Raw genomic sequence first — 23,212 nt, 5'->3', positions numbered from 1 at the left:
CTTCCTTCCTAAGGGTCGCGGCGGATCTCAAGCAGCCCGGCTCACGTGGTCGTCGAGCTGGTCGGCGAGCTTGGTGACGCCGGGGTTGGCCATGTCGTAGGAGAGGACGTCCCAGCGGGCTGCGGCCCGAGCGGCCCTGGTGGTGGCCTGGTCGTAGGCGGCGATGAGCTGCTCGCGGAGGTCGCGCTCCGCCCAGGCCGCCTCGACGTCGGACGACTGCTCAATGGGGGCGGCGGTGATGGTGGCGTTCATGTCGGCGTTCCTCTCGGTCAGGCGTTGTGGACGATGGCGAATGCGAGGACTGCGAAGCCAGCGAAGATCGCGAAGGCGTAGAAGAGGCGCATGGCGGTTGGTCCTTCCGTTGGTCAGGCGGGCTGGTCGGTGTCGGGCTGCGGGTCGTCGAGGTCGCCGAAGACCCAAATGAACGAGCGGTCGTCGTCCTGCTCCGGGGTGGCGGGGGTTTCGGGCATGACGGTGCTCCTCGTTGGTCAGGCGGGTGGGGTCAGTCGCGGATGTTGAAGACGAGCCCGCCGCGGGTCTCGATGACGGTGCTGCAGCAGCCGCACGTCCAGGTGGCACCGGCGCTGTCCATGACGTCGCCGCAGCAGAGGACGGGGGTGCCGGCGGGGAGTTCGTCGCCGGGGCTGATGCTGTCGATGTCGGACACGGTCAGCCCTCCTTGCTGGCGAGGGGGACGGTGAGGTTGGCGTCGAGGAGCTCGGCGAGTTCGCTGCCGTCGGTGGTGCGGGTCTCGTACCGGGCGGTTACCTCGGCGACGATCCGGGACGCGGCGTCACCGTTCCCGGCATTCCTGGCGGCGATGTAGGCCTCAACGGACTCGTACTTGGGCATGACGGTGCCTCCGGTGGTCAGGCGGGGTGGGTTGGGGTTCAGCGGGCGGCGGGGTGCCAGGGGCTGACGAGCCAGGCTGCGGGTTGTCCGTCCGCACGGCGGCACAGGTCCCAGCCGCCGTCGGCCTCGCGGGTGAACACGGTGGGCACGATGGCCAGGGTCAGTTCGCTGGCTCGGATGCGGTCCCGGAGTTCGGCGGCGGGGTCGTAGCCAGGCCAGCTGCAGACGATGCGGGCGTAGGCGGTCATCGCGGCGAACGCCCGGCGCGGGGTGAGGTCGGGTCCGATGGCGATCAGTTCGCCGTCGCTGTCCTCGCCGTACAGGCTGGATACGAGGAGCCCGTACTGCTCGAACTGCATGTCGGCCCGGGTCGGGATGAACGTGGGGACGGTGCCGGGCAGGCTGCTCGCCCAGGGATCGCAGGCCATGACGGTGCTCCTCGTGGTCAGGCGGTCGGGCGGGGCATGGCCCGGCAGGTCTCGGCATGGGACTGGGCCCACTTCAGGGCGTCCGGCACCAGCAGGAACGGGGCCTTCCCGGTTTCGTCCGCGTCGGTCGCGAGGGGATGCTTGGCCGGGGACGTCACCGTGTGCTGGGGGTCGACGCATCCGAATCCGGCGCACTCGGCGACGACGGAGAACTGGACGACCTGCTCCTCACCGCCAGTGGGCAGGTAGCGCCAAGCGAACGTGGCGCGAATGTTCACTTCGATCTCGGCACCGGCGAGGGCGGTGAAGCCGCCGACAGGCTGGTCGACCTTGCCGTCGGACAGGAAATAGCGGCCACGCTGGTGCTGGCTGGCGATGTAGGACCGGCGGTCACGGATGGCCTCGGCGATGGAGTGGACGGAAGCGGGCGCGGTTTCGGGCATGGCTGTCCTCCGGTTGGTCGTGCCGGGGTGGGATGGTCTAGCGGTCGGTGACGACCCAGCCGCGGCCGGGCTGCTGGCGGATCATGCCGCCGGGGGTGTGAAGCTGACCGGACGCCTGGCCGAGGCCGAGGTCTTCGAGGTCGTCGAGGAGCATGGCGATCCGGCCGGCGATGCTGCGGGCCTGCGCTTCACGCTGCTTCAGCTCTTCAGGGGTTCCGGTGAACATCGGCTACTCGCCGTCCTGCGGGTCGATGGGGTCGTGGTCGCCCTGCCCGCACCAGTCGCATGCGGTGATCGCGGCGCTCATGACGTCATCGCCGGGCGGCGGACGTAGGAGGCCTTGGCGTGCGCGGCACGGTCGTTCAGCGTCATGGCCGTAATGGGGTCGAGCCAGTAGACCCCGGTGCCCAGCTCGAACCAGTCGCGGAAGCCGTCGTCGAACTGAACCTCGAGCGACATCAGACCGCCAGAGGACTCAGTGCCGTCGGACAGGAATCGGCCGCCCGAGATGACGGTGCCCGCTTCGGAGGGCCCGCCGGAGATGAGGCAGACACGGAGGCCGGGAAGCTCGTCGACCTCGGCAACATAGCTGACGGCCTGGTCCAGCATGGCCTGCGTGTCAGCGGCCATGAGGCCGGTGAGCATGTCGGTCTGGGTGCGCTCGCCGTTGACGGTGCGGAACGTTTCGACGCGGAACGGGAAGATCTGCGTGCGGTCCTCCGTCAGTTCGATCGTGGCGTCACCAGCCTGGCGCGTCTCAAGAACGAGACGCCGGGTCGGGGAGGGGTGGTTCTGAGTGGCCTTCTGCATCACGCCACCGCCTTGGAGTTTTCCAGGACCGGCCCACGGCGCAGCCGCTCGTCAATCACGTGCTCGGGGATGCGAATTTCTCCACCGCGCTTCTTGCTGCCCTCGGCGGGCTGCTTGCCGTAGCGGATCGATGCGAGCTCTCCCTCGTCGACCCAGCGGTAGATCGTCGAAGGGTGCACGTCAAGGGCGGTGGCCGCCTCCTTGACAGAGAGCGTCGGGAGCTTGAGGGGAAGCGCCATCGCGGGCGTCCTCCAATCCGTTTGTCGGGGGCTGGACGTTCTCGACTGTACTGCTTTTTCTAAAAAGCAACAAGCTTCTCGGGACGACTGGAAGCGCAACCTGGCCGCTTATCGTGATGAGCAGCTAGGTTGGATAGTCGGGAATGGCGGACGGAGAGGCATGTGACCAGCAGTAATGAGTGGGTGAGCACCTCGGCTCCCTACATCAAGCCGCGTCTGAAAATGGACGGTGATGCATGGGCCGCTGAAGCAGCGGCGCAGGGGTCCGTCGGCCGGCAGGTACTCAGAGCTGCTGGCCGGGAGGATGCGCCGTACCTGATCGCCGAGATCCTGGACATCACCCCAGGCGAAGCGGTGATCGCCCGGCATCGAACCATCTACGCCGACGACGTCCCGGTGGAACTCGCGACCACCTACTACCCCCTCGCCGTGGCGTCAGGAACGGCACTTGCCGAGCCTCGCAAGATCAAGGGCGGGGCCGTCACGCTCCTTGCGGAACTCGGATACGTGACCGCTCGGGTGCGGGAGGACATCACCGCCCGCATGCCAACCAGCGAAGAGCGGGCGGCCCTCAAGCTTCCCGCCGACGAGCCGGTGCTCATCCTCGCCAGGCTGTCCCTGGATGAGAGCGGTCGTCCACTGCAAGCGGACCTGATGATCTCCCCCGCCAAGTACCGGCGGTTCCAGTACGAGCTGAAGGTGGCCTGACCGTGCCCGCACCCAACAGAACCCCGAGAGACGCCGTCGACCCGCGGGCGCTCCACGAACGAATCGCGACCGACCTGCGGCGCGAAATCCTGACTGGAGAACGGGCGCCTGGCGACAAGCTCCCCAGCACCCAGGCGTTGAAGGAGCGTTTCGACGCGTCCAGCGCGACCATCCAGAAGGCCGTCTCGATGCTGAAGGCCGAGGGGTTGGCGTCCGGTAAGGCCGGCTCGGCAGTCACAGTGCTGGAGCATCGGCGCGAGGTGATGCATCCGGCGGCCTACTCAAAGCCAGCCGCGGCGGGGCGCCCCTATCGCTGGCTGGAGGAGGCTGAGAAGCGCGGCAAGGCCCCGACGATTGAGTTGCTGAACGTGGAAGAGGTGCGCCCTCCCGCCGACATTGCCGCAGCCCTCGATCTGGGGGCGGACGGCAAAGCGGTACTGCGTCAGCAACTGTTGAGCCTGGACGGCGAGCCCTGCGAGCTCGTGAAGTCCTACTATCCGCTGGAGATTGCCCGGGGAACCGGCCTGGCCGAGCGTCGCCGGATCAAGGGCGGGTCGCCCACACTGCTCGACAGGTTGGGCTATCCCCCTATGCGCACGATCGACCGCGTGACGGCGGAGGAGCCGACACAGGAGGAGTACGCGGCGCTGCAGCTGCCCAGCCCCATCTCGGTGCTTCGCACCTTCCGCGTTGTGCTGAGCAACGATGACCGGCCGATCGAGGCCACGACGATGGCAAAGGCTGGTCACCTGTACGGCTTGCAGTACGAGTTCTGACCAACACGACGGCGCTCCCTCCGGGTTGGAGGGGGCGCTTTCGCATCTGCTCCATGAACTCCACTTCCAACCATTCACAAAAAGCGATACGGTTCAGGCGTGGCGGTCGTCACACCCACCCAGGGGGATACCCATGCCTGAACAGCCCGCCGAGCGCACCGCGCTCTACCGCCTCTCCGACGCTGACGGCAACCTGCTCTATGTCGGCATCACCAACGACACGGACCGTCGCTTCGCCAATCATCGACGCACCAAGTCGTGGTGGGGTGAGGTCGCACACCGCGAGATCGCGTGGCTCTCCACCCTCGCTGAGGCAGAGAAGGCCGAGAAGGCGGCCATCGCGGCCGAGAAACCGCGCCACAACGTCAGCGCTAACGCCATGAAGGTCGCCAGGCTGGCTCCAACGGGCAAGCGGACCAGCTACAAGCAGATCGCCGATGACCTGCGCCGGGCCATTCTCGCAGGCCAGTACGCGCCGGGATCCCGATTGCCGGGGCTCAATCAGCTGATGCGGGAGTACGGCTCATCCGAAGCCACCGTTCGCCAAGCCTTCGCCGTCTTGCGGTCAGAGGAGCTCATCCGTTCCCGTCAAGGCTCCGGCATCTTCGTTCGGGATCTTGATGCCAACCGAACAGCGTCCATCGCCGTTGATCAACCCCATGAAGCGGCAGACCTTCTCGCGAAGTACATGTCCCCGAGCAACCTGGCTGCGCTCGTCGAGGCTCTCGCGACCAAGCTCTAAACGCAGAACGGCCGGGCGGTCATCACCCGCCCGGCCATGTTCAACCAGCGAGTTCGCACCTCGCTGATCAGGAGATCCACCTCGAAGAAGGAGTTCTCGATGTCCATCGTATCGCCTGAGCGCCCCATCGTCGCTGAGCCGGGCAAGGTTCGCACGTGGCTGCGTCGTATCTGGGGCGGCGGTCAGATCGTGGAGTCGTGCCCGTCGTGGTGTACGGATCACCATCGGAACGATGTGGAGGGGGCGTTGGTCGAGCTGTCGCACGGGCGACGCTTCGAGGGCGTTCCGGTGGAGGTGTTCGACGCGGAGCAGGGGGTGTTGGCGATGCCGCTGCTGGCGGTTCGTCTGAATGTGGATCCGTACTCGGACGACGCGAAGCGGCGTGTGCCGCATGTTGTGGTGGAGCCGTGGGAGGACGAGTACATGGAGTGCCTGGACCCGAACCAGTTCGCCGCGGTGATCGCGCAGGTTCGGGCGCACTGTGACCGGCTGGATCAGGTGCACGCTGTGCTGGTCGCGGCCCGTCGTGAGGCTCCGCAGCTGTAGCCTCGGACGCGCGTGAGCCCCCGACCTTGATGAGGTCGGGGGCTTCGCTGATCGCTCCGGCCGTCTTACGGGGCCGGCGTCTGCTGTTGTGCTGGCACCCTGCGGCGGCGGGATGCGGCAGGCGAGGAGGTGGGGGCGCTGGTGGCCGCCTCGTGCATCCGTTTCCCAGTGTCGAGTACGTCCTTGACGATCTGCGCGAGCAGTTCGTCCTTCCTTTCGCCGTCGATGCGTTCGACGATGCGTTCGGCTGAGAGGAAGTACTGGTTGAGAACGGGCTGGTTGAAGTACTGGTTGAGCTGCTGCAGCGAGCGGTCGTAGACGACCATGAACGTCTTACTGAGGTAGCCGACGAAGACGGTGGACAGAACTGCGAAGGACCCGATGAAGACCCTCTCGCCGAGTGCGTTGAGCTGCATCGAAGCGATGAAGGCTACGACCAGTACGACCAAGCCGACGATCATGGCGCTGACGCTGCTGTAGAAGGACTTGTTGGCCTGCTTCGTAGCGATGCCGTGGTACTGCTCCAGCAGGATCCGATTGAAGTTGACCAGGCTGGCGAGCTCCATCTTCTCGCGAAGATCGTTAGCTGCGTTGTCCAGGCGTCGGGTTTCGTCCTGTCGGATCGCTGCCTTGCGTCGGTCTCTTAGGACTGTCGTTGCGATGACCGCGCCCAGCAGGGTCAGGCCGCTGACGGTGATCACCTGCAGGGCCCAGTTGGGCAAGTCGCCCGGCCTGCTGCTTGAGGCCACGTAGGACGGGGCCATCGTCATCAGGACCGCGAGGATGATTGCACTGCTGAGGAGCTTGGTCTGTACGGCTCGCCGATGGTGCAGCTCGGCCAGTTCCCTGTCGATCTTTGCCTGATGCTCAGCCGCGAGGCGTGCTTGGAGGTCGTCTGTGTACCTGTGCGCCGACGGCTTGGCCTCTGCCATGTGCGTCCCCCTGTGGCTCGACGAAGGACGTCAGGCTAGCGAATCCGCGATCACAGCATGCTGCTTCTTGTGGGCCTGCAGGGCCGTGGGGCGCCTCCTCGGCCGCGACCGAGCTGGCGTGTAAATGGCGGCTTCCAGGTATTGAAGGCCCCGCCCACCAACGGTGGGCGGGGCCTTCGTCGCGTCATCCGAGGTAGTTGATCTGTAGGACGGTGATCGTTTTGAGGGCTTGCCCGATGAGGAGGACGGCAAAGGACTGCTCGGTGACGATCATCCGCATGACGCCGTCGTCTTCGCCGTATGGCTGGGTTGCGCCGATGGGGTCGTGGCAGGCGTCGGCTAATGCGAGCGTGAGGGTCTCGCTGGCTGCGGCTGGCATTGCTTCGTGTACGGCTTCTGCCGCCGGGTCGTACTTGAGTCGGTAGATCACTTCGCCTCGCAGCGGCTGGGCTCCAGGACAGGGGCACAAACCACTGGACGGCGGGCAGTGATTTTTGCACGACTTAGCGTAGCGATCCGCGTGCAGGGCGTGTGACCGCTTCGGGTTCTCAGGCGGCGCCGCGGGCTTTGAGGCGTTCGGCGTCGGCCTGGATGCGGCCAGTGGCGTCTGTCCACGATGCTGTCGGATCTTCGCCTCGAGCTTGGGCGGCAGCGATGTCCTGGCCTCGCTGAACGGCTGCTGTCGTGTCCTTGGCGACGCGTTCCCAGCGGGCAAAGACGGCGAGGAGTTCGTGCGCGGGCGCCCGGTTGATCTCGCTGAGGAAACGCTGGGTGAGCGTGGGGTGGCCGAGGGCATGGCAGATGCGCTCGATGGTCCACGGTTCCTGGTCCACGCCCGCCTCCACGGTGGAATCACGACTGCCGATTCCACCGTAGCGGGTTTTCGTTACTGGGCTAACGGTTCGGGCTACTGTCCGCCGCCATGCGCAAGGCTTTGTGCCGCCGCCTACTGTTCGCGGCTGCCCCAGCTAGTGGCGGGTGGTGCGGCCGGCTGCGGGGCGAGTAGGCCGATCAGGTGCGCGAGGAGCTGGTTCGTTCGCTGCTGTTCGGCGATCAGCGCCTCGAGGCGGTCGTTTGTCTCGCCTTGGGCCTTCTTGGCTTGCTGCAGTACGGCTTGGTCGAGCATTCCCATGGCGCGTACCTCCTGAGGGCGGCTTCCGAGGTGGGTGGGCACGCTACCGCGACTTACGGGAGCTTGGCGGCGGCCTTCCCGTAGTCGGCGGCCTGCGCAGGGGCGAGGAGTCGGCTGACGCGGATGAGGGTCGTGCCGTGGACGTAGTCGTATTCGGCGAGTGCGGGCATGGCCTTGGATGCTGCCTGGATGTAGTCGGCACGGGCCTGGGCTTCGGCGGCTGTCGGGAAGACTTCGATGCTGCCGCCGAGTTCGAGGTCGTCGACTTCCCGGCCTTCGGTTTGTTCGGCGGGGATCCGCGCGTCGGTGAACGTGATCTTTGACGTGTAGCCGTGAGGCCGGCCGAGCATGTGGTTCGGGTCGTTCTCGGCGGTGACGGTTGTGCCGAGCTTGGCGGAGGGTACGACGGCGGCGATGGCGGTGAAGGCGCCCGCCGCGTCGGCCGTGGCCTTGCTGGGCGCGGCCGCAGGTGCGGGTTGGCCGGCTTGCCCGCTCGAGGCGGCCTTGGGCGTGGTGCTGGTGACGCTGCTACAGCCGGCCAGCAGGACGGCGGTGGCGGCGGCTGCAGCGGCGGTGATGGCTCGGTTCATGGGATCCCCTGGGGTGCGTGAGGGCCCTATCTGACCGACTGCTGGGGGCGGCTGGGGTGGGTGTTGCTGTTTTGTGACGGGACGGCGCCACGCTCGGGCGTTCGACCGTCTGGCACAAGGGTGGGGGGTGCGCGCACGAGTGTCCGGGGTCGCCGAGCTGCGCGCCGCATCGTCTCCGCTGGCGTCGCCACCGTTCCGGTTCCAGCCTGGAGGTACGAGCCACCGATGAGGGTGGAGTGAACGATGCAAGCCGAAGAGATCCACTACGAGCTAGACGAAGTGCTCACTGATGAGCTGGCCGATCGTGACATTGTCGTCGGCTTGGACCGCACCGACGCCACGTCTGAGGAGCTGAGGCAGGCGGTCGTGAACCGAAGGGCTGACGTGGAAATGGCGGCATCGGCCGAGATCAACCGGTTCAAAGAAGCCGCTCGGCGATTCTCCGACGTGCGGATCCAAATGATCGATCAGGAACAAAGCGCTGGCAGAATGTTTCGGAACGTCGCGATCGCCATCGGTTCGACCGGCGTGATCGCCATTATCCTTTACTGGGTTCTCCTCGCCCGCGGCGGCCTGAGTGCCGTCCGAGTGGGCGCACTCATCGTTGGCTCCCTCCTCTTGGCCTTCCTAGTGTTGTACCTCAACAAGAGGCTGATGAGGCGGATTTCAACCCAGCTTCGCGCCAGCCCCGAATACACCCTCCTTGAGACCAGCGTGGACACGGCGAGGCAGGAGCAGAGCGGTGCGCTCCACAGGGCGGTGGCGGGGCTACTGAGGGAGGAGATCAACCGTCGGCAACCGTCGTATGCTCTGACACTTGACATCGCCGAGCCGAAGGGGCTGGCGGAACTGGCAGATCCCCAGTTTCTCATCGCTGTGCCCGTCGCCAGCCAGATCGATCGGCTCATAGCCGCGATGCCCGGTGGGAGCATAGGAATTGCTGGTCCACGAGGCATCGGCAAGACCACACTACTGCGCCGCTTCTGTTCGACGGAACATGCCCGGCCTGGCGACCATGAGCCTGGGACGCTTCCGCCCGTGCGTGTTCTCGTGGCCGCGCCGGTGAAGTACGAAGCGCGGGACTTCGTCCTGCTCCTGTTCTCCAGGATCTGCGCGGCCGTGGCCTCGCAGATATCGGGCCGTGCGGATGCGCGACAGGCATGGGAACGTCGCCAACGACACCGCACTCTCGACATGGTGGTTGTAGTGGTGGCAGCCTTCGTTCTGGGGTGGGGGATCTTCCTGCTCGTAAGTGCTCTCGGTGGCTGGAAACCCCCTGCAAGCCTGGCCCCCGCGATCACGCTAATCCTCTCCAGCCTGTTCGTAATCCCCGTCCGGTTTATCTACACAGGTGGCGGCTGGCGGGATCCGCAGGACGAGTTCGAAGACATCAAGCAGGAACACGGTGCGGTGGCTGCCGAGGCCTATGCGTTGCTTCGGGGGTTGGCGTATCAGCAGTCGGTCTCGCGTACCTGGTCGGCCGGCGTGAAGACAGCCGTCGGCCTGGAGGGGGGAGTCTCGTCAAACGTGACGATGACGGAGAAGCCGATGAGCTACCCGGAACTCGTCAGCCGATTGAACGAGTTTCTCCGGACCCTCGCTGAGAGTAGGAAGGTGTTCATCGGAATCGACGAGCTCGACAAGATCGATTCCGATGAACAGGTGTACCAATTCATCAACGACATCAAGGGCGTCTTCGGTCAGAGTAACTGCTTTTACCTGATCTCCATCTCGGACAACGCGCTGAGTTCCTTCGAGCGCCGGGGACTTCCGGTGCGCGACGCGTTCGATTCCGCCTTGGATACTGTGGTCTCCCTCCACCTGGCTGACCTGGACATGTCTAGAACATTGATGCGTCGACGGGTGATCGGAATGCCCGAGGCGTTCCTGTGCCTCTGTCATGTGATTGCCGGGGGCCTGCCGCGGGACCTCATCCGCGCGGCACGTGAACTGGTGTCCCTTTCACACCAACAGCAGGGCTCGGGCTGTGGACTAGAGAGCTTGTGCCGAGCGTTGGTGCGCGCGGACCTGGACCGGAAGCTTCAGGCAGCCGAAGTGGTGGCGCAGCGGATCGACCTCGGTCCGGACCCTGGGACGTTCATCTGCACCCTGCGCAGCGTGCGGACGGAAAACCGAGAACCGACCGCACAATCGTTGCTGGAGGGCGTGGAGCAGGTGACCAGGGGCATGAAGTCGACGATCACCGAGCCGGACTTCGCGCGCGCCGCATCCAGTTACCTGAACCGACTGCACATAGAGACCGCTGCCTACGTCTACTTCTGCACCACACTGCTCGAGATTTTCAACGACTCCCTGGTGAAGGCCGAAGTGCTACGACTCGAGGCTGAGTCCGGTGACGGTTCGCTTGCCCGGCTGGCCGAGGCCCGACTGAACTTCGCAGTCAATCCAAGGCTCGTGTGGGCGACCATCACGGCTTTCCGCAAGGCGCACGGACTCCAGCCAGCACCACCGTACCCGGCGTCGTCGACGGGTCAGCCTCCCCGGCGGAGGCCTAACTCGTCGCGGATGCGGGCCAACTCCTTGCGCTAGACCGTGTCCTACATGGTGAGGTTGCGGAAGTGTTAGTAGCAGCAGAGGGCGGTGGCGAGGCCGAAGACGTCGAAGTTCTCCATGAGCTGGCGGGCGCGGGGGCTGAGCTGGTCGAACGGGTCAGGCATTAGGGGTCTCCTTCGTCGGTTCGAGGGCGGCGAAGAGTTCCTTGCCGGCTTGGATGTGGACTGGGGTCGGGCCGCTGACGAACCACTGGTCGGCGAGGTTCCGGACTCGTCGGTCGGAGGCCTGCAGCCGGTCGATTTCCCGGGCTTGGTCGTCGATCTGCTGCTGGAGGATCCGTTCGGATTCGCGGCTGGCTGCGAAGTCCTTGCGGGCCCGGTCGCGTGTCTCGTCGAGGAGGGTCTGGATGCGGATGGCGCGCCGCTGGCTGGCCTCGAGTTCGGCTGCGACGAGGGCGAGGACGGCGTCGGCGGCGACGGGCCGGCCCTCGGTCGGGAGCCAGAACCTGCCGGCGTTGAGGTCGCGGGCGATGGCGTCGATGGCCCGGTCGCGGAGGGTGGGCTGGTCGGTCACAGGGTCTCCAGGACGTTGTGGATGGTCCGGGGCTCGAGCTCCCGCCGGCGTCCGGGTGGTTGGCCGTGGTCGCCGGGGATGATGCGGGGCCGGTCGCCGGGCTGGTCGAGGCCGTGCCCGTACCGGGTTTCGACCGGGGCGTCGCGGGCCGGCTTGGCCGGAAGAACGGGCCAGACGTCGCGGCGTCGCAGTTCACGCTCCAGGTGCCCGAGGGCGGCATCGTGGTCGGCGCGATCGCTGGGCCGCGGGTTTCCTTTGGCGAGGAATCGGTACAGGTCCGCGAGTTCACTGTTGTCGAGGCGGACGAAGTGAGGCCTGTCGTCGGGCTCGGGTGGGGCGGTGTCGCAGGGCTCGACGTCCCAGCCGGGCAGGAACAGAGGCGGCTGGACGGTCACCGCCAGTCCTTCCAGACGCGGTACAGGCGGACGGCGGTGGCGATGATCTGGATGGCCACCCAAACGACCAGCCCCCAGACGAGGACGAAGAGGACGTCGGTCACGGCTGGCTCCCGTCGGGCTGGGTCTCGGCCGTGATCCATGCGCCGAGGGCTTTCACATGGGCGCGTCGGGCCCGCTCGGCCTCCCGCTCCAGGCGCTCGGCGGTCTGGCGCAGTTCGGCCAGCTCGGGGGCCCGGGACTCGATGGGCCCGCGCAGCCAGTCAGGCATGACCGCGGCGAGCTTGGCGACGGTGCGGGTCTTCAGGCAGAGCCCGACGAACTCGCGGATCTGGGCTTCGGTTTCGAGGGGGACGACGCTCACTGTCCGGCCTCCTCGGTCTCGGTGCGGGCGGGCTGGCAGGGGTCGCACTGGGCGGCGTCCACGGTCGGGGTGGCGGGCAGGCACTGGCATCCGGGGTCACCGGCGGGCGGGTGCGTGCCGGCGATGGCGGCGAGCGACGGGCGGTCGGTCGGACGGGCGGTCATGGCGGGCTCCTTCGGGTCGAGTTGGGGTGGCGGGCTTCTGCGGGGCCTCTGGGCGCCTCATGGAGGCCCGGAGCTGAAACGGGGCCTTGGCTGGCTTCTGGAGCGCTACGCGGGCACTGAGGGCTTCTGGCGGGCCTTCATAGCCGCCTTGTGCTCCCGCTCCCCGGCCGAACACGCCTCGCAGAGCTTCGGGTCCTCGCCGCGCTTCCGATGCGCTTCGTAGCCGGCGTGGTCTCCGTGGCGTTGCGGGCGGCCGTCGAGGATCCCAGCCCGGCAGGCGAGGAAGACGGCGTTCGCAATGTTCCGAGCGCCGAGCTTGCGGAGTGCGCTGGTCTTAATTGCGGTGGCCCGGCGAGGGATCACGTAGATGCGCTTGGCGATCTCCTCGTAGCCGAGCCCCTCGGAGGCCAGGCGCAGGACTTCGATCTCCAGCTCGGTCAGCCGCGGCCTGGCGGGCGCGGTCACGACTCGGCCTTCTCGCCGGTAGCGGGCTGGCCCCAGTGGGCGCAGCCGTTCTTGTGCTTGCCGTCGTGGCCAGCATTCCGTTCGCAGCGGATGGCCAGGCGTCCCCATCCGCTGACGGCAGGGCAGATCGTGGCCACGTCCCGAAGGTGGCGGCGGGGGCGGATCGGGTATGCCATCGGGTTCTCCTCGGGATGGTGGATGATTCGGTCTGGCTGGCCCCCTCGGTTCCGACGAGGGGGCCAGCCGTCTGCGTCACGGGGTGGCGATCGGCGCGACTCGCAGGTCGGCCATCCCGCGTTCCCGCATCAGGTCTGCTGCGGTCTCGACCATGGCGCCGCTGAGTTCGACTTCCAGGACGTCCAGCAGCTCTCGGTGCTCGGCAGGGTCGTGACCCCACTCGGCAACGAGGACGGCGCCGAGGTCCCGCATGCCGGAGAGCGGGGACATGTAGCAGGAGTTCAGGAAGTCGAGGTCTCGCTGCCTGATGAGGACATAACCGCGGGGCAGGTCGATCATGGGGTTGCCTTTCGGGGTCGGCGTGATGCCTGACGGCGGGTGGGGATGGGCTGGTGCGGGGCTCATGCGGCTGCGGGTGGTGCTGCTGGCCCGGTGATGCGGGTGAAGACGAAGGCGGTGTCACCGGACTGGCAGCCGTGCGCTCCGGCGAGGGGTCCGCGGCAGGCCCGGCAGATGGGGCTGTCGAACCAGGTGACATGCCGGCAGTCGACGCATGCGGTCAGCCAGGCGCCTCGCCGACGGGCCGACTCCCATTCGAGGCAGAGGGTCCGGCGGCGGACGAACCCGCGCTCGTCGTGCTCTCGGATCGTGACCGGCGGCCGTCCGACGATGACGAGTTCGCCGCCGGGCCAGCGGCAGGTGCAGCGGAAGCGGGGGCAGTCGCAGGCGAGGCTGGCCGCGTACTCGTAGGCCTTCTCGACTCGCGGGACGCCGTGGCCTTTGACCTCGAGCCAGGTACCTATCTCGGGGAGGTGGAAGTCCGGCAGGTACCGGGTCCCGGACGGGAGGGTGACCATCTGGGGCTCGTACTCCCAGGCGATGCCGAGGTTGTCGAGCGAGGCCGACCACGACGCTTCCAGGGCGGACCTGAAGGTCGTACCGCGGTAGACGGTGGGCTGGGCTGCAATGGCCTGCTGACTGTCATCCGTGTAGTTGGCGCGGGCTTCGGCGGTGGCGATGGAGTCGAAGAACGCGTCCAGGGGGCTGCGGGGTTCGTTGGTGCCGTACTGCATGGGGTGCTCCTTCAGAGTCGGCCCATGGAGCGGAGGCGGGCGTAGTGCCCTTGGAAGGTGAGTGCGACGGTCCGGCCGGCGGCGCCGTTGCGGTTCTTGGCGACGATGAGGTCGATCTCGCCGGCGCGTTCGGTGGTGTCGGAGCCGTCTTCGGCGAGCGGCCGGTGGAGGAGGACGATCACGTTGGAGTCCTGCTCGATCGCCGAGGAGTCCTTGAAGTCGGTTACCTGCGGCTGGCGGCCGGCGGCATTGCGGTTGAACTGGGCGAGGGCGACGACGGGGATCTCGAACTCCATGGCGAGGAGCTTCAGGCCGCGGGAGAGTTCGGCGACTTCGTTGGCGCGGGTGGCGTTGGACTTGGTGCCCTCGGGGGTCATGAGCTGGAGGTAGTCGGCGACGACCATGGCGGGCGGGGTGCCGCGGGAGGTCATCCACCGCATGCGGGCCCGGATCTTGCCGAGGGTCAGGTTCGCGGAGTCGTCGAGGATGAAGTTCCCGGCGTTCTGCAGGCGGGGTGCCGCTTTGAAGATGCGGCCCCAGTCCGCCTCGTCGAGCTTGCGGCGGATCAGCCGGTCGAGGGGGATGCTCGCCTCTGCCGCGGTGAGGCGGGCCATGAGCTCGGATCCGCCCATTTCCATGCTGGCGACGAGGACGGGCTTGCCGCGGGTGAGGGCGACGTGCGCGGCAAGGTTCATGCCGAACAGGGACTTGCCGCCACCGGTGGCGGCGCCGACGGTCACGAGCTGGCCGGGCTTCAGCTCGACTACCTGGTTGAGGTCGGGCCAGGGGGTGTCGAGGGCGTTGGGGTCGGCTCCGACCTCCAGCTCGTCGATGAAGCCCTGCCAGCGTTCGGCGACGGACAGTCGGACGTCAGCGGCCGGGGTACCGGAGGCGGCTGCCTGAAGGTCGGCCATGGCGGCGTCGAGGATCTCGGCGGCCGTGGAGGCTGCGGTGAGGGCACGGCTGGTGGCACGGCGGGTGGCGGTGAGGACGGCGCGGAGCTTGGCGTTCTCGCGGATGATTTCGGCGTAGTAGTCACCGTGGGAGGCGGTGGGTACGGCCTGGACCAGTGTGTGGAGGTAGGTGGCGCCGCCGACCTTGCCGAGTTCGCCGCTGGACAGGAGTACCGCGGCGACGGTGATCGGGTCGATCTTCGGGTCGCGGCTGCTGGCGTAGAGGTCGCAGATCGTCATGTAGATCGTCTGGTGGGCGGGCTTGTAGAAGTCGCCGGCCCCGCCGGTGAGGATCGCGGAGATCGGCTCGATGACGGACTTCTGCAGGAGCATGGCGCCGAGGACGGCCATTTCGGCTTCCTCGTTGTGCGGCACTGCGGCGGTGATCTCGTCGGGGAAGTCGGCTTCCCAGGCGGGCTCGGTCATGCGGCTTGTCCTTTGCTGGCGGGGTGGCAGTCGGGGCAGCGCTGCAGGCTGCGGAGCCCGCGGTCGTCTTCGATCTCGCGGGTGCGGCTGATCTCGTCGCAGTCGGGGTCCTTGCACCAGTCGGGCAAGTCCGCGGGCCGGTTTGAACGCTGCTGACTGCCGGGGGTGGGGTCGGGGTACTCCAGCCAGATCGTCAGGAGGAGGCTGGCGAACTTGATCGGATCTCGCGGGTTCCAGCGGCTGACGGCGGTGTCGACCAGGCTGTCGACGCCCCGCTTCCTGATCAGTTCTTGGATGCCTAGGAGCTGGAAGTTGCTGAGCCGTGCCCAGCTGACCCGGATGCCCTTGCTGGCGAGTTTGTCGATCAGTGGCTGGGCCCAGTCCGGCGTCTGCACGCCCTGCTGCGGGACACCTTCGGGCCGTCCTGCCTGCAGGCTTTTAAAAGGCATGGCATGGCTAGGCGTGACACCCTCCATAGCGTCACGCTGTGACAGACCGTCCTGGCCTGCGGTGGAACCTGAAAAATGGGGTTCAGATTGCGCGCCGTTTGAGTCGCGGAGCGTTTCATTCCGCGCGCCGTTTGCGATGCGTTTCGCGTCGGCGCCCCTTGCTCGGGACTTCGCCTGGCGGTCTGCGGCACCCTTCCGGGCAGCCTCAACCTGGGCCTTGGTGGAGTTCCTGCCGCCCTCGAAGAAGTCGTGCATCAGGTAGTCGCCGGAGGCCGGTTGGGGGCAGCGGGGGCAGTCGTGGTCGGGTGCGTGCCAGAGGCCTGCCTCGATCAGCTTCTTGACCTGAGCGGGCGTCCCGAATGCCTTGACGATGGACTTCGGGACGCGGCCCTCAAGAAGGTGCTGTGCCGAGTACGCGCCGCACCTCAGCCAGAGACCGAGGGCAGCGTTCCCGGCCCGAATGAACTTCGGGTGGGAGTGCGCCGAGTCGTCGATCTTGAACCAGGGCATCGGATGCTTCTCTCTGGCTGGTGCGGGTGGGGAAGCGGCTAGGCCGCGGTGGCGGTGGCGACCTCTGGGTCGCTGTCCTGGCGCGTGTGGATGACGGCTCGGAGCCGGGACCCGATCCAGGCGCCGACCTGCGGTGATACGGCGTTGCCGAAGCCGTCGACCTGGTTCCGGGCAGAACCCCAGACGATGAAGGTGCCGCTGTAGTCGGCGAAGTCGACGTCGAATCCGCATCCGCGGCCGACCTCGTGGGCGGCCATCATCCGGAAGTAGCAGTCCTCGAGCGGGAGATCCGTGAGCGCGGCCCGCCACTGGGCCATGAGCAGTGCCGTGGTGTCGCGGGCGGTGAGGGTGCCGAGCGGGTCGGTGAGCGGGTGCGGCGCCGTCTCGTTGCCCGTGGGCCCGTTCTGCTTGAACCAGCCGGCAGCGGTGAGCAGGCCGGGAATCTGGTCCGAGGTGACCGTCGGCATAGCTTCGTAGTGCGTCGTGGGCAGTGTGTTCTTCCGGAACGGGATCACTCCGGAGGACACAACGGCGAGCGTCTCCGACCCGACCTGGGTGGGCAGCGGGCTGTTGGCGCCGCGCGGGCCGCCTTGGTAGTTGTCGACCGCGAGCGCGACCGGCGGCGTGAACAGGCCGGTCGACAGGATCGACGTCTCCTGCTGGCTGGTCTGCGTCGCCATCGGCTGCCACGGATGCCGTTCGGAACCGTGCACGGCCTTCGCCGGCATGAGCACTGCGGGGAATTCGGCGAACCTCTGGCGGCAACGCTCCGCACGGGCCATCGTTGCGGGCGCGAGCGGCTTCGCCCGGTCGCCGATGCGGGTCCCGAGGTCGCTCAAGTCGAGCGCGGCCAGCGACGGCGTCATCGGCGGGATGACCGGGCGGCGGCACGACGGGCAGCGGTACTCGTACTGCTTGCCGTATCGCACGGACCCGGTCGGCGGGACCCCAGTGCGCCAGGTCCACACCGCCTCGACGTCCTTGTCGCAGTGCTGGCAGCGCGTGGCCGGCCGGTGCTCAAGGTCGGGGGCGGGCAGGGCCTTGTCCCAGAACGCGATGTACAGGCGGTCGCGGGACTGGGGTACGCCGAAGAACTGCGAGTTCAGGTACAGGACTTTGTGCCGGTAGTTGAGCAGGTCGAACTGCTTGAGCCACCACCGGTAGGTGGTGCCGTCTCCGACCTTGGCGCGGCCCTGCACTGCGGGCCCCCACGAGGTGAGCTCGGTGGTGCACTCGACGAGGATCAGCCGGGGGTGATGCTGGGCGGCGTAGTGCAGGACGCAGTTCGCTGTCGCTCGGTCCCGCTCGGACTTGGTGACCCGCGCCTCGTAGTCGGGGTCGTCGTAGTCGAACAGCGTTGCGCCCTGCTGGTAGGCCTTTATGGTGTTGGCCTGGGAGTGGTTGACGCAGCTCACGCCTGCGACCAGAAGGTCGGCTGCGGGAAGGTCGCGGGCGGAGTGATAGTCCGCTGCCCCTGGGTCGACCAGGTCGGCGATCCAGTGTTCGGCGTTGGGGTGGTTTGCCTCGTGGACTTCGACTTTGTAGCTGTTGTGGTTCGCGGCCATGATCGTGGTGAACCCGGCCATCTCGATGCCGCGGGTCAGGCCCCCGAAGCCGGAGAACAGGTCGACGGCGATGAGGTCGTCGTGGCGGAAGTGGCGGCGCCTGGCGGCCGGCCGGTGCGTGGCGGTGCGGGCCTTGCTCTTGGATACGGCGGACATCAGGCGGCCTCTCGCGTGTCGCTGCTGTCGAGGACGGTTTTGCGGTACAGGGAGAGGGCTCGCTGGAGTCCGTCTCGGGTGACGCCAAGGCGTTCGGCGATCTGCTGCCGACTGTGGCCCTGGCGCTCGAGCTCGGCGCAGTTCTCGGCGAGCGCGATGTAGCGGGGTACGTCCTCGCCGAGGGACGGTTCGGCGCGAGGGTCGTCGATCTGGTCGTCATCCCAAGCTGCCGGCTGGCTCCACTGGTGGCCGCGAGCCCGGGACTGGGCGCGGGCCTTCGAGGCGGGAAGTACGCCGTGCTCGAGGGGTTCGACGTTCCACAGCTCGTCGTAGAGGGCGGCGGCGGCACGGGCGAGCCGGGCGGTGATGCGGGGCCGTTCCCCTCGAAGGATCTTGTTCATGTACGTCTCGAACATGTTGAGGCGGGCAGCGAGGATGGGGGCCGGCCAGCCGACGGCGACGAGGGCCTGCAGCCTGCGTGCAGTGCCGGTGCCGGGTACGAATGCCTCGTCGGCGACGTCTTTCCAGGTGGGTCGGACGGCGAGGATCGCGGCGGCGATTTCGCGGCGGGCGCGCTGGGGGATGTATCCGTGGGCCCCGTAGATCAGTCCCGTTACGGTGCCGAAGGGGACGCGGGACAGTTCCGCGATCCGCTTGAGGGTGACGCCCTGGGCGCGGAGGGCGGCCATGTGGTCGCGGACCGGGTTGGCGTCGACGAATGGCGGCTGCCAGCGGCCTTGCGCGATGGCGAGACGGCGGCGGTTCTGGCGGCGGTTGCGGGCGTTGCGTACAGCGAGGGTCTCGGTGGTCACTGGTTTTCCTCCGTCCGGCGGGTCTGGTGGGGGATGTCGGCCGGGAATTCGGCGGCGATGATCCGGTCGAAGACCTGGGCTTCGTCCGCGGTGAGTGCCCCGTCGGCGCGGGCGGCCCGGCGGGCGGTCCGCTGGAAGCGGCTGGTGGTGCGGGGCTTGTGCCAGCGGTCGAAGGCCCAGCTGGCGGCGAGGGCGGCGAGGGCGAGGAGTCCCGCGGCGCCGATGCAGGCGATGGCCGTCTCCCCGGCGGTCACGCGACTCGCCCCTCGATGACGGCGACGGTGCCGCGCCACTTGCGGACGGCGGACTTGTCGCGGGTCTGGCCGTAGCCAGCGGTACGGGTTATGCCGTCGCGGTGGCAGGCTGCCGCGAATCGGCCCCAGTCGTGGTCGGGGTCCGGGGGGATCGGGAGGCTGTACTCCTTCTCGATCTCCCAGAACATGAACGTCCTGCCGGTCTCGGCGACCTCAATGACGGTGGGGCGGACGATGTCGGCCCAGGTCTCGTAGTCATCGATGCGCTGGCGTGCGCGGCTGGTGGGGATGGTGCCGTCGAGGTGGGGCTGCACAGCGGTCATTGGCGGTGTCTCCTCGCGTGCGGATACTGCTGGGGTGGGGTCGGCCGCATGGCCCGCGGCCGACCCCCGGGTGCGGGCTAGAAGGGCGGCTCGTCGCCGGGCTTGCCGAGTGCCTTGCGGAGCAGGTGGGCGCCGATCTCCTGGCGGAGGTCGATCCGTTCGCGGACCAGCTCGTGGGTCAGCTCACGCGCCCAGCTGCGGACCTCTTCGGAGTGGCTGTTCAGCAGGGCCTCGGCGATGTGCAGAGAGACGACGCTGGTGACGGCCTCAAAGGCGCTGACGCCTCGGCCCCAGGGCTCCTCGGCCGCGATCTCGCGGATGTTCGTCACGCGGCACCACCGGGCTTGGCTACGTTCTGGCCGGCCCACGGGTCGTCGTCGGGCGGTCCGCTCGGCTTACGGCCGGCGTTCTTTTTGATCTCGGCGCCGGTAATGCGGGCCTGAGGGAACTCCTCCTCGACCGCGATCTCGCGCCGCTGGATCGACCGGTGGGTGATCAGCAACTGGGCGAGGTCTGCGCCGGTCCACTGGTCCTTCTTCCGGCCGAGCTTCTGCTCGAGTCGCTCCGCATTCACCCCGAGGCTCTGGAAGATCCCGATGGCGCCTTCGACCCTGTCGGCGAGCGGCTTGCCGTCGCCCTTGTCGAGGGTCTTCCGGCAGAGTTCTTCGGCTTCTTCGATGAACCAGTCCGGGATAACCGCGAAGATCGCTTCACGGAGGCGGCGGGCGCCGTTGTTGGCGTTGTTCTCGTAGATGTCGCGCAGGTCCTCGAGGGCCTTGACCTGGCCGCCGGCGAACTTGGCGTGCGGGACGATGAAGGTGAGGACGTGCCGGGTGTTCGCTTCGACGTCCCAGGCCCAGGCCTGCATTTCGGACTGGCGGTAGTCGTCGTCGCGGCGCATTTCGCTGACGCCGTACTGGATGTTGCCCCAGGTCTGGGCGAGTGTCTTTGCGAGGTGGATTGTGGATCCTTCGACGGCGCCGCCGGCTCGGGGGAACCGGTAGAACGCCTTGCTGGCCAGGGCCATCGATCCGCAGGCGGACTGCATGCCGGTACGAGCACGGTCGATTTCGCGGGGGAACTGGCGGGCCACGTAGATCGCGGCCTGGACTTCGGCGACGGCTCGACTCTGCTCGACCGCGGTGGACTGGCCGATACGGTCAGCGCCCGGGGCGGTCGGCATCTGGGCGGGGAAGTTCACAGGTAGATCTCCTTGTCACGGTTCTCGGCCCAGCCGGGGAGCGCGAGGTAGTTGGGTTCGTCGCCGTAGCCGGGCCATATGCCGGAGGCGGTGCATTCGGCGAATTTCTCGATCGCGACCCGGTTCTTGGCGCGGCCGATCTCGCGAGAGAAGAACTCGAAGCCGATGACGTTCACCAGGTAGGGCGGCTTCTTCTCCTGCGCGATGAGCAGGAGTTCGCTGTCCGGGCCGCCAAGGTCGAGCGCGAGGGCGGCTTCCTCGTACCAGGCGGCCTGGCAGTTGTAGCCGTACTTGGCGATGGACTTCTGCATCGCTTCGTCGCTGGCGTCGTCGGTCGTCTTGTAGTCGGGGATGATCAGCCGTCCTGAGCGGGCGGCCGGTAGCCAGTCGAAGCGGACGCGGCGCCGGATCCCGGTCGGTCCGTCGAGCCAGAACCCGGACTGCTCAGGGACTCCGTGATCCGGGTCGAGGAGCGCGGCGGCGAGCGGGTGCTGCCGGATCGCGGCAGCCATCGCCTTGACCATGTCGAGCTCGTGCTGCTTGAGCGGGATCCCGCCCCGGGCCCGGACTTCGGCGACCTCGGCCTTGGCCGCGTTCGTGTTCCACGTGTCGTGGTCGACGAGGATCAGCTCGGGGCCGTTGCCGAGGACGAGCTTGTGGGCGGCGTTGCCGTAGTCGAACGTCTTCGTTGCGGCCGGCGGGTTGTCCTGCTCGTACCGGAACTTGGCCGGGGTGGACGGGGGGAGGAGCTTGCGGGCGCCGGACGAGGAGAGCGACGTCTTATCGGCGTGATACTCGCTGTTCGGCAGATCAGGGTGGAGGCCCAGCGCGGGCGCCTCGATGGTCGTGCTCATCGGGTCAGGTCCCTGAGCATCTCGTTCGCCGCGTCGGTGGCGTTCTGGACCTTCTCTTCGAGGGCCTCGTTCTTCCGCTTCAGGTCGTCGATCGTGTCGTCGCGATCAACGAGCTTGTCGAGGGCTTCCTCCAGCTGGGCTTCGAGTTCGTCGATGCGGTCTTCGGGCGTGGTGGCCATTGCTCGCCTTTCAGGGATGGATCGGGCCGCCCCCTGGGGGGAGGTGGGGGCGGCCCGTGGCCGGAGCAGCGTGGGAGCGCTCGACGGCCGGTCTGGGATGGGTCAGAGGTTCTCGGCGATGGCCTTGGACAGTTCGACGACGAAGGCGTCGCGCTCGGGTCCGGCCATCTCGGGGGCGAACGCGAACTGGATGCGGACGCGCGGCTTGTCTCCGGCGCCCGGGTCGATGCCGAGCTGCAGGGAGTGCAAGTCGGGCTCCAGGCCGTCAGCGCCAAGGCTCACGGCCCAGACGCTGGTGTCGGCGGCCGAGTCGATGAGGCGTCGGATCTCGGCGTAGGCGTCGTTGAAGGTGTTGTCGTCGAGGTAGACCCACGGTTCGCGGTCGGCCATGGCGGTGATCACTTCGAGGCCGTCGATGTCCTCGCCGACCCAGCGGGCGGCTTCGGCCCTGAGTTCGTCCTGGGTGTACAGCTGGTCGGGCACGGTGTCTCCTGGGATGCTTGGGGTGCGCCCCCGCCGCATTCGCCGCGGCGGGGGCGTCCTGCGTGTGGTTGGAGCGCCGGGGCGGCTGGCCGTTGCACAGCCGGCCCGGCGGGCTTTCAGGCGTCCGGCACGTGGGCCGGGTCGGTGCTGGCGAAGGGCGCCAGGTGGAGCGGTACGACCGGGATCCACTGCGTCTCCGTGACCGCCGGGTGGGCGGGCAGGTCCCCGACCTTGCGGGCGTTGGCGAGCTGGGCCCGGAGCGCGGTCACCTTCGCCTCGAGGCCTGCCGCGTACTGCGTCGTCTCGGCGAGCTGGGCTTCGACCTCGCCCAGGTAGCTGACCTTCGCGTTCGCGCCGTCCCGGGCGGCGTTCGCCTGGTCGAGCTGGTGGCGCAACAGGCCGAGACCGGCACGCGCTTTGGCCAGCAGGTGGCGGAGGCGGACCACCTCGTCGACCGCCCGGTGGGCACGCGGCGGACGGGATATACCGAGGAGGCTCATGCCGCGTCCGCCTTCCGGTGCTCGCACTTGCCGAGGAAGCAGGGCTGGGCTTTCTCCCGCCACTGCGTGGGGGTGAGGAGACGGACCGTCCACCCCTGCCGGGTCTCGCGGTCACGGTCCCGCTTCAGCGGCACGAACTCGCGGTACGCCAGGTCGGCGGAGGCAGTACTGGGGCCGGCCCACATGGAGCTGTAGGCACATCCCGCAGCGTTGGCGCGGATCCAGAAGCAGTCGGAGAGCGGCACGGTCTCACCGTCGATCTCGACGAGGAGGCGGCTCATGCGGGCACTCCCGGCTGGTCGTCGTCGAGGGTGGGCTCGGCGGCGAGAAGGTGCGCGATCTGCTCGTCGCGTTCGGCGAGGAGGCGCCCGAGCTGCTCGACTGCCAGCTCGGCCCGTGCGGTGAGACCGGCCATGTGCTCGCGCTGCCAGGTCTTGTAGCTGTCGCAGGCGAAGGCGCTGTCGCACTCGTCGTTGGCCTTCTCGCAGGGGGCGCATTCGCCCCACCCGCCGAACACCTGGTGCATGTGGCCGCTCATCTCGTGCGCGGCGTTCAGGCCGGTCCGCAGCAGCTTGATCTGGGCCTGCGCTTCGCCCACCAAGTCGGCGGTCATCGGGTTCCTCC

40 protein-coding genes are annotated in these 23,212 nt (G+C 67.8%); 5 read left to right on the top strand and 35 right to left on the bottom strand.

What is annotated here, in order from left to right:
* Nucleotides 1-27 precede the first annotated feature (27 nt).
* The 8 genes from ACZ5WG_RS15725 to ACZ5WG_RS15690 form a co-directional block, all read right to left on the bottom strand.
* Entirely contained in the window at nucleotides 28-252 is a 225-nt protein-coding gene (locus ACZ5WG_RS15725) for a hypothetical protein (RefSeq protein WP_468723502.1), read from the bottom strand.
* Between the two features lie 250 nt (nucleotides 253-502).
* Complete coding sequence (locus ACZ5WG_RS15720; RefSeq protein ID WP_468723500.1) at nucleotides 503-667, bottom strand: hypothetical protein; 165 nt, start codon at nucleotides 665-667, stop codon at nucleotides 503-505.
* A gap of 2 nt (nucleotides 668-669) precedes the next feature.
* Nucleotides 670-852, bottom strand: coding sequence for a hypothetical protein (locus ACZ5WG_RS15715; protein WP_468723499.1), 183 nt, complete (start codon nucleotides 850-852; stop codon nucleotides 670-672).
* Between the two features lie 38 nt (nucleotides 853-890).
* Nucleotides 891-1,280 (bottom strand): hypothetical protein, encoded by a 390-nt coding sequence (locus ACZ5WG_RS15710; protein WP_468723498.1) that lies wholly within the window; start codon nucleotides 1,278-1,280, stop codon nucleotides 891-893.
* Nucleotides 1,281-1,297: 17 nt separating this feature from the next.
* Complete coding sequence (locus ACZ5WG_RS15705; protein ID WP_468723496.1) at nucleotides 1,298-1,723, bottom strand: hypothetical protein; 426 nt, start codon at nucleotides 1,721-1,723, stop codon at nucleotides 1,298-1,300.
* 37 nt (nucleotides 1,724-1,760) lie between these two features.
* Nucleotides 1,761-1,949 (bottom strand): hypothetical protein, encoded by a 189-nt coding sequence (locus ACZ5WG_RS15700; protein WP_468723494.1) that lies wholly within the window; start codon nucleotides 1,947-1,949, stop codon nucleotides 1,761-1,763.
* A 77-nt stretch (nucleotides 1,950-2,026) separates the two neighbouring features.
* Nucleotides 2,027-2,536: a hypothetical protein gene (locus ACZ5WG_RS15695; protein WP_468723493.1), complete on the bottom strand. Its 510-nt coding sequence runs from the start codon at nucleotides 2,534-2,536 to the stop codon at nucleotides 2,027-2,029.
* Entirely contained in the window at nucleotides 2,533-2,772 is a 240-nt protein-coding gene (locus ACZ5WG_RS15690) for a helix-turn-helix domain-containing protein (protein ID WP_468723491.1), read from the bottom strand. Before ACZ5WG_RS15690 ends, ACZ5WG_RS15695 begins: the two co-directional genes overlap by 4 nt.
* Before the next feature lie 162 nt (nucleotides 2,773-2,934).
* Between ACZ5WG_RS15690 and ACZ5WG_RS15685 the strand changes: the two genes are divergently transcribed.
* The 4 genes from ACZ5WG_RS15685 (at nucleotide 2,935) to ACZ5WG_RS15670 (ending at nucleotide 5,544) form a co-directional block, all read left to right on the top strand.
* Nucleotides 2,935-3,480, top strand: coding sequence for a GntR family transcriptional regulator (locus ACZ5WG_RS15685; RefSeq protein WP_468723490.1), 546 nt, complete (start codon nucleotides 2,935-2,937; stop codon nucleotides 3,478-3,480).
* A complete protein-coding gene (locus ACZ5WG_RS15680; RefSeq protein ID WP_468723923.1) occupies nucleotides 3,477-4,256 on the top strand; it encodes a GntR family transcriptional regulator in 780 nt (259 codons plus the stop codon). Before ACZ5WG_RS15685 ends, ACZ5WG_RS15680 begins: the two co-directional genes overlap by 4 nt.
* 133 nt (nucleotides 4,257-4,389) lie before the next feature.
* A complete protein-coding gene (locus ACZ5WG_RS15675; RefSeq protein WP_468723488.1) occupies nucleotides 4,390-4,998 on the top strand; it encodes a GntR family transcriptional regulator in 609 nt (202 codons plus the stop codon).
* Between the two features lie 99 nt (nucleotides 4,999-5,097).
* A complete protein-coding gene (locus ACZ5WG_RS15670; protein WP_468723486.1) occupies nucleotides 5,098-5,544 on the top strand; it encodes a DUF6907 domain-containing protein in 447 nt (148 codons plus the stop codon).
* Between the two features lie 65 nt (nucleotides 5,545-5,609).
* Here ACZ5WG_RS15670 and ACZ5WG_RS15665 read toward each other — a convergent pair whose 3' ends face one another.
* The 5 genes from ACZ5WG_RS15665 to ACZ5WG_RS15645 form a co-directional block, all read right to left on the bottom strand.
* Complete coding sequence (locus tag ACZ5WG_RS15665) at nucleotides 5,610-6,476, bottom strand: TRADD-N-associated membrane domain-containing protein (RefSeq protein WP_468723484.1); 867 nt, start codon at nucleotides 6,474-6,476, stop codon at nucleotides 5,610-5,612.
* 184 nt (nucleotides 6,477-6,660) lie between these two features.
* On the bottom strand, nucleotides 6,661-6,906 hold the full coding sequence (locus tag ACZ5WG_RS15660) for a hypothetical protein (protein ID WP_468723483.1): 246 nt from the start codon (nucleotides 6,904-6,906) through the stop codon (nucleotides 6,661-6,663).
* Nucleotides 6,907-7,024: 118 nt separating this feature from the next.
* Nucleotides 7,025-7,309 (bottom strand): hypothetical protein, encoded by a 285-nt coding sequence (locus tag ACZ5WG_RS15655; protein ID WP_468723481.1) that lies wholly within the window; start codon nucleotides 7,307-7,309, stop codon nucleotides 7,025-7,027.
* A 113-nt stretch (nucleotides 7,310-7,422) separates the two neighbouring features.
* Nucleotides 7,423-7,608, bottom strand: a complete 186-nt coding sequence (locus ACZ5WG_RS15650) for a hypothetical protein (RefSeq protein ID WP_468723480.1) — start codon at nucleotides 7,606-7,608, stop codon at nucleotides 7,423-7,425.
* Nucleotides 7,609-7,661: 53 nt separating this feature from the next.
* On the bottom strand, nucleotides 7,662-8,198 hold the full coding sequence (locus ACZ5WG_RS15645; RefSeq protein WP_468723478.1) for a hypothetical protein: 537 nt from the start codon (nucleotides 8,196-8,198) through the stop codon (nucleotides 7,662-7,664).
* A 243-nt stretch (nucleotides 8,199-8,441) separates the two neighbouring features.
* Between ACZ5WG_RS15645 and ACZ5WG_RS15640 the strand changes: the two genes are divergently transcribed.
* Entirely contained in the window at nucleotides 8,442-10,748 is a 2,307-nt protein-coding gene (locus ACZ5WG_RS15640) for a P-loop NTPase fold protein (protein WP_468723476.1), read from the top strand.
* Nucleotides 10,749-10,868: 120 nt separating this feature from the next.
* Here ACZ5WG_RS15640 and ACZ5WG_RS15635 read toward each other — a convergent pair whose 3' ends face one another.
* The 22 genes from ACZ5WG_RS15635 to ACZ5WG_RS15530 all read right to left on the bottom strand — a co-directional run bounded on the left by ACZ5WG_RS15635 (nucleotide 10,869) and on the right by ACZ5WG_RS15530 (nucleotide 23,201).
* Nucleotides 10,869-11,285 carry a hypothetical protein gene (locus ACZ5WG_RS15635; RefSeq protein WP_468723475.1) on the bottom strand — a complete coding sequence of 139 codons (417 nt, stop codon included), beginning with the start codon at nucleotides 11,283-11,285 and terminating at the stop codon, nucleotides 10,869-10,871.
* The gene (locus ACZ5WG_RS15630) at nucleotides 11,282-11,680 is read right to left on the bottom strand and encodes a hypothetical protein (protein WP_468723474.1); all 399 of its coding nucleotides are present in this window, start codon (nucleotides 11,678-11,680) and stop codon (nucleotides 11,282-11,284) included. The genes ACZ5WG_RS15635 and ACZ5WG_RS15630 overlap by 4 nt, the downstream gene beginning before the upstream one ends.
* A gap of 100 nt (nucleotides 11,681-11,780) precedes the next feature.
* Nucleotides 11,781-12,044, bottom strand: a complete 264-nt coding sequence (locus ACZ5WG_RS15625) for a hypothetical protein (RefSeq protein WP_468723473.1) — start codon at nucleotides 12,042-12,044, stop codon at nucleotides 11,781-11,783.
* Nucleotides 12,041-12,208 (bottom strand): hypothetical protein, encoded by a 168-nt coding sequence (locus ACZ5WG_RS15620; protein ID WP_468723471.1) that lies wholly within the window; start codon nucleotides 12,206-12,208, stop codon nucleotides 12,041-12,043. The genes ACZ5WG_RS15625 and ACZ5WG_RS15620 overlap by 4 nt, the downstream gene beginning before the upstream one ends.
* A 105-nt stretch (nucleotides 12,209-12,313) precedes the next feature.
* The gene (locus tag ACZ5WG_RS15615; RefSeq protein WP_468723470.1) at nucleotides 12,314-12,673 is read right to left on the bottom strand and encodes a helix-turn-helix domain-containing protein; all 360 of its coding nucleotides are present in this window, start codon (nucleotides 12,671-12,673) and stop codon (nucleotides 12,314-12,316) included.
* Nucleotides 12,670-12,849: a hypothetical protein gene (locus ACZ5WG_RS15610; RefSeq protein WP_468723468.1), complete on the bottom strand. Its 180-nt coding sequence runs from the start codon at nucleotides 12,847-12,849 to the stop codon at nucleotides 12,670-12,672. The genes ACZ5WG_RS15615 and ACZ5WG_RS15610 overlap by 4 nt, the downstream gene beginning before the upstream one ends.
* A gap of 76 nt (nucleotides 12,850-12,925) precedes the next feature.
* Nucleotides 12,926-13,189, bottom strand: coding sequence for a hypothetical protein (locus ACZ5WG_RS15605; RefSeq protein ID WP_468723466.1), 264 nt, complete (start codon nucleotides 13,187-13,189; stop codon nucleotides 12,926-12,928).
* A 62-nt stretch (nucleotides 13,190-13,251) separates the two neighbouring features.
* Nucleotides 13,252-13,923, bottom strand: a complete 672-nt coding sequence (locus tag ACZ5WG_RS15600) for a PDDEXK family nuclease (protein WP_468723464.1) — start codon at nucleotides 13,921-13,923, stop codon at nucleotides 13,252-13,254.
* A gap of 11 nt (nucleotides 13,924-13,934) precedes the next feature.
* Nucleotides 13,935-15,302, bottom strand: coding sequence for a replicative DNA helicase (locus ACZ5WG_RS15595; RefSeq protein ID WP_468723462.1), 1,368 nt, complete (start codon nucleotides 15,300-15,302; stop codon nucleotides 13,935-13,937).
* A complete protein-coding gene (locus tag ACZ5WG_RS15590) occupies nucleotides 15,299-16,261 on the bottom strand; it encodes a hypothetical protein (protein ID WP_468723461.1) in 963 nt (320 codons plus the stop codon). The genes ACZ5WG_RS15595 and ACZ5WG_RS15590 overlap by 4 nt, the downstream gene beginning before the upstream one ends.
* Before the next feature lie 38 nt (nucleotides 16,262-16,299).
* Complete coding sequence (locus ACZ5WG_RS15585; RefSeq protein WP_468723460.1) at nucleotides 16,300-17,982, bottom strand: DNA cytosine methyltransferase; 1,683 nt, start codon at nucleotides 17,980-17,982, stop codon at nucleotides 16,300-16,302.
* Nucleotides 17,982-18,794: a hypothetical protein gene (locus ACZ5WG_RS15580; RefSeq protein WP_468723459.1), complete on the bottom strand. Its 813-nt coding sequence runs from the start codon at nucleotides 18,792-18,794 to the stop codon at nucleotides 17,982-17,984. Before ACZ5WG_RS15580 ends, ACZ5WG_RS15585 begins: the two co-directional genes overlap by 1 nt.
* Complete coding sequence (locus ACZ5WG_RS15575) at nucleotides 18,791-19,048, bottom strand: hypothetical protein (protein ID WP_468723457.1); 258 nt, start codon at nucleotides 19,046-19,048, stop codon at nucleotides 18,791-18,793. The genes ACZ5WG_RS15580 and ACZ5WG_RS15575 overlap by 4 nt, the downstream gene beginning before the upstream one ends.
* Complete coding sequence (locus ACZ5WG_RS15570; protein ID WP_468723456.1) at nucleotides 19,045-19,371, bottom strand: hypothetical protein; 327 nt, start codon at nucleotides 19,369-19,371, stop codon at nucleotides 19,045-19,047. The genes ACZ5WG_RS15575 and ACZ5WG_RS15570 overlap by 4 nt, the downstream gene beginning before the upstream one ends.
* 77 nt (nucleotides 19,372-19,448) lie before the next feature.
* Nucleotides 19,449-19,700, bottom strand: coding sequence for a hypothetical protein (locus ACZ5WG_RS15565; RefSeq protein ID WP_468723454.1), 252 nt, complete (start codon nucleotides 19,698-19,700; stop codon nucleotides 19,449-19,451).
* Nucleotides 19,697-20,572, bottom strand: a complete 876-nt coding sequence (locus tag ACZ5WG_RS15560; RefSeq protein ID WP_468723453.1) for a hypothetical protein — start codon at nucleotides 20,570-20,572, stop codon at nucleotides 19,697-19,699. Before ACZ5WG_RS15560 ends, ACZ5WG_RS15565 begins: the two co-directional genes overlap by 4 nt.
* Nucleotides 20,569-21,426 (bottom strand): PD-(D/E)XK nuclease-like domain-containing protein, encoded by an 858-nt coding sequence (locus tag ACZ5WG_RS15555; protein ID WP_468723452.1) that lies wholly within the window; start codon nucleotides 21,424-21,426, stop codon nucleotides 20,569-20,571. The genes ACZ5WG_RS15560 and ACZ5WG_RS15555 overlap by 4 nt, the downstream gene beginning before the upstream one ends.
* Nucleotides 21,423-21,605 (bottom strand): hypothetical protein, encoded by a 183-nt coding sequence (locus tag ACZ5WG_RS15550; RefSeq protein ID WP_468723451.1) that lies wholly within the window; start codon nucleotides 21,603-21,605, stop codon nucleotides 21,423-21,425. Before ACZ5WG_RS15550 ends, ACZ5WG_RS15555 begins: the two co-directional genes overlap by 4 nt.
* A 102-nt stretch (nucleotides 21,606-21,707) precedes the next feature.
* Nucleotides 21,708-22,088: a hypothetical protein gene (locus tag ACZ5WG_RS15545; RefSeq protein WP_468723449.1), complete on the bottom strand. Its 381-nt coding sequence runs from the start codon at nucleotides 22,086-22,088 to the stop codon at nucleotides 21,708-21,710.
* A 116-nt stretch (nucleotides 22,089-22,204) separates the two neighbouring features.
* Nucleotides 22,205-22,588, bottom strand: a complete 384-nt coding sequence (locus ACZ5WG_RS15540) for a hypothetical protein (RefSeq protein ID WP_468723448.1) — start codon at nucleotides 22,586-22,588, stop codon at nucleotides 22,205-22,207.
* Nucleotides 22,585-22,869 carry a hypothetical protein gene (locus ACZ5WG_RS15535; protein WP_468723447.1) on the bottom strand — a complete coding sequence of 95 codons (285 nt, stop codon included), beginning with the start codon at nucleotides 22,867-22,869 and terminating at the stop codon, nucleotides 22,585-22,587. The genes ACZ5WG_RS15540 and ACZ5WG_RS15535 overlap by 4 nt, the downstream gene beginning before the upstream one ends.
* Nucleotides 22,866-23,201, bottom strand: a complete 336-nt coding sequence (locus tag ACZ5WG_RS15530; protein WP_468723446.1) for a hypothetical protein — start codon at nucleotides 23,199-23,201, stop codon at nucleotides 22,866-22,868. The genes ACZ5WG_RS15535 and ACZ5WG_RS15530 overlap by 4 nt, the downstream gene beginning before the upstream one ends.
* Nucleotides 23,202-23,212: the final 11 nt, after the last annotated feature.

The organism is Streptomyces sp. NPDC032745, assembly GCF_055579465.1.
Note: the sequence above shows the minus strand (reverse complement) of the source record. Positions and strands in the feature narration are given on the sequence as shown.

What these genes read in the sequence shown, in the direction of transcription:
- ACZ5WG_RS15725 (WP_468723502.1), bottom strand. Translation starts at nt 252, where the DNA reads ATGAACGCCACCATCACCGCCGCCCCCATTGAGCAGTCGTCCGACGTC.
- ACZ5WG_RS15715 (WP_468723499.1), bottom strand. Translation starts at nt 852, where the DNA reads ATGCCCAAGTACGAGTCCGTTGAGGCCTACATCGCCGCCAGGAATGCC.
- ACZ5WG_RS15710 (WP_468723498.1), bottom strand. Translation starts at nt 1,280, where the DNA reads ATGGCCTGCGATCCCTGGGCGAGCAGCCTGCCCGGCACCGTCCCCACG.
- ACZ5WG_RS15705 (WP_468723496.1), bottom strand. Translation starts at nt 1,723, where the DNA reads ATGCCCGAAACCGCGCCCGCTTCCGTCCACTCCATCGCCGAGGCCATC.
- ACZ5WG_RS15700 (WP_468723494.1), bottom strand. Translation starts at nt 1,949, where the DNA reads ATGTTCACCGGAACCCCTGAAGAGCTGAAGCAGCGTGAAGCGCAGGCC.
- ACZ5WG_RS15690 (WP_468723491.1), bottom strand. Translation starts at nt 2,772, where the DNA reads ATGGCGCTTCCCCTCAAGCTCCCGACGCTCTCTGTCAAGGAGGCGGCC.
- ACZ5WG_RS15675 (WP_468723488.1), top strand. Translation starts at nt 4,390, where the DNA reads ATGCCTGAACAGCCCGCCGAGCGCACCGCGCTCTACCGCCTCTCCGAC.
- ACZ5WG_RS15670 (WP_468723486.1), top strand. Translation starts at nt 5,098, where the DNA reads ATGTCCATCGTATCGCCTGAGCGCCCCATCGTCGCTGAGCCGGGCAAG.
- ACZ5WG_RS15665 (WP_468723484.1), bottom strand. Translation starts at nt 6,476, where the DNA reads ATGGCAGAGGCCAAGCCGTCGGCGCACAGGTACACAGACGACCTCCAA.
- ACZ5WG_RS15650 (WP_468723480.1), bottom strand. Translation starts at nt 7,608, where the DNA reads ATGGGAATGCTCGACCAAGCCGTACTGCAGCAAGCCAAGAAGGCCCAA.
- ACZ5WG_RS15645 (WP_468723478.1), bottom strand. Translation starts at nt 8,198, where the DNA reads ATGAACCGAGCCATCACCGCCGCTGCAGCCGCCGCCACCGCCGTCCTG.
- ACZ5WG_RS15640 (WP_468723476.1), top strand. Translation starts at nt 8,442, where the DNA reads ATGCAAGCCGAAGAGATCCACTACGAGCTAGACGAAGTGCTCACTGAT.
- ACZ5WG_RS15620 (WP_468723471.1), bottom strand. Translation starts at nt 12,208, where the DNA reads ATGACCGCCCGTCCGACCGACCGCCCGTCGCTCGCCGCCATCGCCGGC.
- ACZ5WG_RS15610 (WP_468723468.1), bottom strand. Translation starts at nt 12,849, where the DNA reads ATGGCATACCCGATCCGCCCCCGCCGCCACCTTCGGGACGTGGCCACG.
- ACZ5WG_RS15605 (WP_468723466.1), bottom strand. Translation starts at nt 13,189, where the DNA reads ATGATCGACCTGCCCCGCGGTTATGTCCTCATCAGGCAGCGAGACCTC.
- ACZ5WG_RS15600 (WP_468723464.1), bottom strand. Translation starts at nt 13,923, where the DNA reads ATGCAGTACGGCACCAACGAACCCCGCAGCCCCCTGGACGCGTTCTTC.
- ACZ5WG_RS15595 (WP_468723462.1), bottom strand. Translation starts at nt 15,302, where the DNA reads ATGACCGAGCCCGCCTGGGAAGCCGACTTCCCCGACGAGATCACCGCC.
- ACZ5WG_RS15590 (WP_468723461.1), bottom strand. Translation starts at nt 16,261, where the DNA reads ATGCCCTGGTTCAAGATCGACGACTCGGCGCACTCCCACCCGAAGTTC.
- ACZ5WG_RS15585 (WP_468723460.1), bottom strand. Translation starts at nt 17,982, where the DNA reads ATGTCCGCCGTATCCAAGAGCAAGGCCCGCACCGCCACGCACCGGCCG.
- ACZ5WG_RS15570 (WP_468723456.1), bottom strand. Translation starts at nt 19,371, where the DNA reads ATGACCGCTGTGCAGCCCCACCTCGACGGCACCATCCCCACCAGCCGC.
- ACZ5WG_RS15555 (WP_468723452.1), bottom strand. Translation starts at nt 21,426, where the DNA reads ATGAGCACGACCATCGAGGCGCCCGCGCTGGGCCTCCACCCTGATCTG.
- ACZ5WG_RS15550 (WP_468723451.1), bottom strand. Translation starts at nt 21,605, where the DNA reads ATGGCCACCACGCCCGAAGACCGCATCGACGAACTCGAAGCCCAGCTG.
- ACZ5WG_RS15540 (WP_468723448.1), bottom strand. Translation starts at nt 22,588, where the DNA reads ATGAGCCTCCTCGGTATATCCCGTCCGCCGCGTGCCCACCGGGCGGTC.
- ACZ5WG_RS15535 (WP_468723447.1), bottom strand. Translation starts at nt 22,869, where the DNA reads ATGAGCCGCCTCCTCGTCGAGATCGACGGTGAGACCGTGCCGCTCTCC.
- ACZ5WG_RS15530 (WP_468723446.1), bottom strand. Translation starts at nt 23,201, where the DNA reads ATGACCGCCGACTTGGTGGGCGAAGCGCAGGCCCAGATCAAGCTGCTG.